Below are 6,292 nucleotides of genomic sequence, written 5' to 3' on the forward strand. Positions count from 1 at the left end.
GCGCCCTTCAAGCACCTTTGGGTTCGTCGATGACGCTGACATGGGCCGCGACGATTCTCCAGCCCTCGGGGAAACGAATCCACGTCTGCATCTGCCGCCCCACCCTACCCGGTGCGCTGTCCCGGTAGAACAGCGTCGAGGCGATCGCGGTGTCGCGGCCATAGGTCGTGATCACGGTCCGCTCGATCTTGCGCATCAGCCCGACCGGCGAGCGTCCTGCGCGAAACGCCATGATCTCGACATAGCCATAAAGGTTCTCGCCGATGCCGTAACGCAGCGTACGGCGGTCGTCGCGGAACAGCTCGTCGAGCACGGCAACATCGTTCGAGACCAGCGCCTTCTCATATCGCTGGAACTGCGCGGTGACCTCGGCGACGACGTCGGGAAGATCTATATCCATGGCTTCCTCTTAGTTGCGCGTGATCTCCGCGCAAACGCTTCGCGTTTGTCGCAGGGAAAACCGGTTCTCACTTCTCCGGATCATGCGCCGATCCCTCTCGGCGCTGGCGCGACCGCAACGCCCATCTGTTCCAGCGCGTAGGCGACCCGCAGCGCGACGTCCTCGCGCCAGGGCGCCGCAATGATCTGCACGCCGATGGGCATCGGTTCAAGCGGCACCGGCACGGCGACCACCGGCAGGCCGATGAAGGAGATCGGCTGGGTGTGGATGCCGATATTGGCGCGCACCGGAAGCTCGACGCCGTCGAGCGTGAAATTGGCCTGGCCGATCTTCGGCGCTGTGCACGGCGTCGCCGGCGCCAGGATCACGTCGACCGACTGGAACAGCTCCAGCACCCTGGCGCGATACCAGCGGCGGAATTTCTGCGCCTTGTCGACATAGACCGCCGGGATCATCGCGCCCGCAATGAGACGGTCGCGCACCGCCGGATCGAAATCGTTGGGACGCTTGCGCAGGTGATCGAGATGCAGCGCGGCACCCTCGGTCATGGTGATGATGTAGGCCGCGGCACGGGCGCGTGCCGCTTCGGGAAGCTCCACGGTCCGCGTGGCACCGAGCGCCTTCGCGACGCGCGCGACCGCCTCTGCCGCCTCCGGAAGCAGATTCTGCTGGAAATAGCCGCCGGCGATCGCAACGCGCAGCCCGTCAATATCATTGGCAAGCAACGGGAAGGTCGGCTCGATGGACTGCACAATGCAGGCCGGATCATCGGCGTCAGGTCCCTGCATGGCATCATAGGCAAGCGCGAGATCCTTCACGCTGCGTGCCAGCGGGCCGAGATGATCGAGGCTGGCGACGAACGGATAGGACCGCGCGCGCGACAGCCGGCCGTAGGTCGGCTTCAGGCCGAACGTACCGCAGAACGACGACGGCACGCGGATCGAACCGTTGGTATCGGAGCCGAGCGCGATCGGCACCAGCGCGCCGCCGACGGCGCTGCCGGAGCCGCCGGAGGAGCCGCCGGTCATCCGCGCCGGATCATGCGGATTGCGCGACGGGCCGTCATGCACGTTCTCGCCGGTGAAGTCGTAGGCGTATTCGCCCATGTTGAGCGCGCCGACCAGCACCCCACCGGCCGCCTCCATCCGCTCGATCAGCGTCGCGTCGCGCGGCGACGGCGGCAGGTCGCGGTTGATCTTCGAGCCGGCGCGGGTCGGAAGACCCTGCACATCGAACAGGTTCTTCACCGCGAACGGAACGCCGGCGAGCGGGCCGACCGGTTGACCTGCGGCGATCGCGGCATCGATCGCGCTGGCCCTGGCGCGCGCGCGATCTGCGGTGACGTCGGTGAAGGCGTTGAGGACCTTGTCATGCGCCGCGATCCGCGCGAGCGCCGCCTCGGTCGCGGCAAGAGCCGTGATCTTGCGGCTCGATACGGCCTGCGCGGTCTCGGCGGCCGACATGGAAGCGGGAGTTTCGGACATCGCGATCTCAGGTCGAATAGACGGCAGCCGACACGACGTCGTCCGGCAGCGGGAAGTCGTCGACCAGCCGCGCCAGCCGCAGCGAGACGTCGAGATTGGCGCGCACCGCCGGACGCCAGGCGTCCTCCAGCGGCAACGCCATCGCGCGGGCCACGGCGTTCATATAGTCGTCGAGATGATCGGTCATTTCGCTCCCAATGAGTTTCTCAAGAGACGGGCAGCGGCGGATGCGGGATCGCCGTCAGCAGCTCCCTTGTATAGGCATCCTGCGGATTGCCCAAGACGTGTTCGGATGTGCCCTGCTCCACGATGCGGCCGGCGCGCATCACGATGACGCGATCGCACAGCAGGCGCACGACATTGAGGTCGTGCGACACGAACAGATAGCTCATGCCCATCGACTGCTTGAGGTCCTGCAGCAGATTGAGCACCACCGCCTGCACCGAGACATCAAGCGCCGCGGTCGGCTCGTCGAGGATCACGAGCTTCGGGTGCAGCGCGATGGCGCGTGCGATGCCGACGCGGGCCTTCTGGCCGCCGGAGAGCTGGTGCGGGAAGCGATCCAACAGATTGACCGGCAGGCCGACCAGCCGCGCGAGCTCCTCGCAGCGGGCGCGGATCGCATCGCGCCCGCTGATGTCGCCGAGCTGCATGATCGGGTCCGCGATGGCGCGCGCCGCGGTGAAGCGCGGATTGAGGCTGTCGGTCGGATCCTGAAACACCATCTGGATCTGGCTGCGCCGCGGCAGCCGCGCGAAGGACTGCGGCGCGATGGTACCGATGTCCTCACCGTCGAACATGATGCGGCCGGAGGTCTGGTCCAGCAGCCGCGTCACCATCATCGACGTCGTCGACTTGCCGCATCCGGATTCGCCGACCAGCCCGACGCTCTCGCCATGGTCGACCTGGAAACTGATGCCGTCGACCGCACGGAAGATGTCCTCCTCGACCGGCGGCTTGCGCCCGAACAGCTTTGCCAGCACCCCGCCCGCGCCCTGGCGCGGATATTCCTTGACGAGCTTTTCGACTGATAGGAGCGGCCGCCCGCGTTCCACCAGCGCAGGCTCGGCCGCGGTCGCGGCAGCTGTGGGCGCTTCAGCGTCCTCCGGCAACAGATCCCGCAGCGACACCCCGATCCGCGGCGTCGCACGCATCAGTTTCCTGGTGTAGGCGTGCTGGGGCGCGGCGAAGATGTCGGCCGAGACAGCGGTCTCGACCACACGGCCCTTCTCCATCACCACGACGCGGTCGCAATAGGCGGCGGCGAGGCCGAGATCATGCGTGATCAGGATCGTCGACATCGATCGGCGCCGGGTCAGCTCGACGATCAGGTCCATCACCGCCTTCTGGGTGGTGACGTCGAGCCCGGTGGTCGGCTCGTCGGCGATCAGAAGCTGCGGATTGCAGGCCAGCGCGAGCGCGATGACGACGCGCTGGCACATGCCGCCGGACAGCTCGAACGGATAGGCGTGGTAGCGCTCGCGTGCGCGCGCGATCTTGACCTGCTCCAGCGCCTCGATCGCCGTCTCGCCGCGATCGGTGACCTGCGCCTGCTGCACATGCTGGCGCAGCACGTCCTCGATCTGGTGACCGACCTTGCGGATCGGATTGAGCGCGGCGCGTGGGTTCTGGAAGATCATCGAGACTTCGCGGCCGCGCAGATCGCGCATCTGGCTCTCCGAGGCCGACTTGACGTCGATGCCGGAAAACATCACCGAGCCCTCGGCGATCCGGCCGGCGCGATCGAGGATCCGCATCACGGCATAGGACGTCACCGACTTGCCGGAGCCGGACTCGCCGACGATGCCGACGGTCTCGCCCTTGCCGACGGATATGTCGACGTGCTGCACCGCCTTGACGATGCCGCGGCGCGTGGTGAATTCGACGGTGAGGTCTTTGACGTCGAGCAGCGGCTGGGCGGTCATACGCACCTCCCCCCATGGGGTGCGTCTTCCAAAAATCCGCAAAACAACCCCATGCAAAGGAGCGGAGCGGTAGTTTGACACCGGATCGGGACAGGCATCATGTCCTCCGCTGCGGGTCGACGATGTCGCGCAGGCCGTCGCCGAGCAGGTTGAAGCAGAACACCGCGATCATCAGCGCAAGGCCCGGGAACAGCGCGATCCACCATTCGCCGGACACCATGAAGCCCGCGCCCTCGGCCACCATGATGCCCCACTCCGCGGTCGGCGGCCGGACGCCGAGCCCGATGAAGGACAGGCCCGCGGCGTTGAGGATCGCATAGCCCATGGTCAGCGACATCTGCACGATCATGATCGGCATGATGTTCGGCAGGATGTGCCCGAGCAGAATGCGGTATTCGCCATTGCCGGAGAGCCGCGCTGCCTGCACGAAGCCGGCGTTGCGGCGGACATTTGCCTCGGCGCGCGCGACGCGGGCGTAGAGCGGGAAGTTCACGATCGCGGTCGCGATGATGATGTTCTGCACGGTGTTGCCGAGCGCCGCGACGATGCCCATCGCCAGCACGAACAGCGGAAACGCCATGATGGTGTCGGCGATGCGGCCGACGATACGGTCGGTCCAGCCGCCGAAATAGCCGGCGGCGATGCCGGCCAGCCCGCCCATCAGGAACACCAGCACCACGGAGGCGACGGCGATGAAGGTGTCGAGCCGTGTCGCGACGATGACGCGGCTGAAGATGTCGCGGCCGAGCTGATCGGTGCCGAACCAGTGCGCGGCGGACGGCGGCTTCAATGCCGCCGCGGTGTCGGAGGCGAGCGGGTCGTACGGCACGACATACGGCCCGAACAGCGCGGCAAACAGGATCAGGATCAGCAGCGCGAAGGCAAAGCCGGTGACCTTGTTTTCGCTCAAGACGTAGCGGGTCTGCTCAAGAGCAGCGGCAAGCCCCGACGTGCGGGCGGGACCTGCGGGTTCGACGGTCGGCGCGACGGTGCTCATGCGTCCCTCCCTAAAGCGCGATGAGATCAGGTTGAATCGTCATCGCGCTTCATCTCCTCGTTTGAGCATGATCTTTTCGGAAAGCCGCTTCGCACTTTTCCGGATCATGCTTAGCCCTCCAGCCTGACGCGGGGATCGATCACGCCGTAGAGGATGTCGATCATCAGATTGAGCAGCACGTACATGACCGCCATGGTCAGCACGAAGCCCTGCACCGGCGCGAAGTCGGACGCGATCAGCGCCTCGACCGCGTAGGAGCCGATGCCGGGCCAGGCGAACACCTTCTCCACCAGCACGTTGGCCCCGAGCAGGAACGAGAACACCATGCTGAGCGTGGTGATGACCGGCAGCATCGCGTTGCGGAAGGCATAGGTGACGATCACCTTGCCGGGCGACAGGCCGCTGGCGCGCGCGGTACGGACGAAGTCGGACGCCAGCACCGCCAGCATCGAGGCGCGCGTCATCCGCGCGATCGGCGCCAGCGAGAAGATCGCGAGCGTCACCGCCGGCAGGATCAATTGGCTGAGCGCGGAACGAAACGCCTCGAAGTCCCGCGCGATCAGCGTGTCGATGAGGTAGAAGCCGGTGACCGTCGGCGGCGCGCTGGTGAACACGTCGAGCCGGCCGAGCGGCGCCGGCGACCAGCCGAGCCGGAAATAGAACACATAGACCAGCACGAGCCCGGTGAAGAACACCGGCAGCGACACGCCGGCCGTGGTGGTGACGCGGCAGAGATGGTCGATCCAGGAGCCCGGCCGCGTCGCCGCCAGCACGCCGAGCGGGATCGCGATCACGATGGAGACGACGAGGCCGAGCAACGTGAGCTCGGCCGACGCCGGCAGGCGGTTGCGCAGTTCGGCCGCCACCGGCTGGCCGGTGGTGAGCGAGGTGCCGAGATCGCCATGGGCGAGATCGTTAGTGTAGCGGACGAACTGCTCGATCAGCGGCTTGTCGAAGCCGAGCTTCTTCCTGATCTGATCGACCGCTTCTTTCGTCGCCGCCGGGCCGGCGAAATACGCCGCGGGATCGCCCGGCAGCGCGCGCGTCAAAAGGAACGTCACGATCACGACCCCGATCAGCGACGGGATCGCGAACAGCAGCCGCTTGCCGATCAGGGTCAGCATGGCGTGCCCCCGGCTGGATCGCACGGGGCGGCAACGGGGCCGGCAGGGCTCCCTCCCCCCTTGCGGGGGAGGGGTGCCGCTTGCTCGGCGGCCAGATAGAACGCCCCCTTGGTTTGCACGCAGGCTAGAGAAACGCGATTCACGATCTCGCCCAACGTCGTCCTTGCGCGTTCGCGGCTTACCCCTCTCCCCACCCTCCCCCGCAAGGGGGGAGGGAGCCTGAGAGATGTGCTCACCTCACTTGAGTAAGCGAACCACGCCGACGTGACGCGGACGATCAGCATGAGCGCCTCGTTGTTTCCGACTGCAACGCCACAACGGGACTGGCAGGGCTCCCTCCCCCCTTGCGGGGGAGGGTTGGG

General features: G+C 66.7%; 6 protein-coding genes. All 6 read right to left on the reverse strand.

Annotation, left to right across the window (positions count from 1 at the left end; genetic code table 11):
- Nucleotides 1-7 precede the first annotated feature (7 nt).
- A complete protein-coding gene (gene hpxZ / locus E2I15_RS28480) occupies nt 8-400 on the reverse strand; it encodes an oxalurate catabolism protein HpxZ (protein WP_137481209.1) in 393 nt (130 codons plus the stop codon).
- An 80-nt stretch (nt 401-480) separates the two neighbouring features.
- Nucleotides 481-1,884, reverse strand: coding sequence for an AtzE family amidohydrolase (locus E2I15_RS28485; protein ID WP_246668222.1), 1,404 nt, complete (start codon nt 1,882-1,884; stop codon nt 481-483).
- Nucleotides 1,885-1,891: 7 nt separating this feature from the next.
- Complete coding sequence (locus E2I15_RS28490) at nt 1,892-2,071, reverse strand: DUF4089 domain-containing protein (RefSeq protein ID WP_018269566.1); 180 nt, start codon at nt 2,069-2,071, stop codon at nt 1,892-1,894.
- Nucleotides 2,072-2,090: 19 nt separating this feature from the next.
- A complete protein-coding gene (locus tag E2I15_RS28495) occupies nt 2,091-3,809 on the reverse strand; it encodes a dipeptide ABC transporter ATP-binding protein (RefSeq protein ID WP_137481211.1) in 1,719 nt (572 codons plus the stop codon).
- A gap of 97 nt (nt 3,810-3,906) precedes the next feature.
- Nucleotides 3,907-4,806, reverse strand: a complete 900-nt coding sequence (locus E2I15_RS28500; protein WP_137481213.1) for an ABC transporter permease — start codon at nt 4,804-4,806, stop codon at nt 3,907-3,909.
- A gap of 110 nt (nt 4,807-4,916) precedes the next feature.
- A complete protein-coding gene (locus E2I15_RS28505; protein ID WP_137481215.1) occupies nt 4,917-5,930 on the reverse strand; it encodes an ABC transporter permease in 1,014 nt (337 codons plus the stop codon).
- Nucleotides 5,931-6,292: the final 362 nt, after the last annotated feature.

It is taken from the genome of Bradyrhizobium sp. BR2003 (assembly GCF_009720285.1).
GTDB lineage: Bacteria > Pseudomonadota > Alphaproteobacteria > Rhizobiales > Xanthobacteraceae > Bradyrhizobium > Bradyrhizobium elkanii.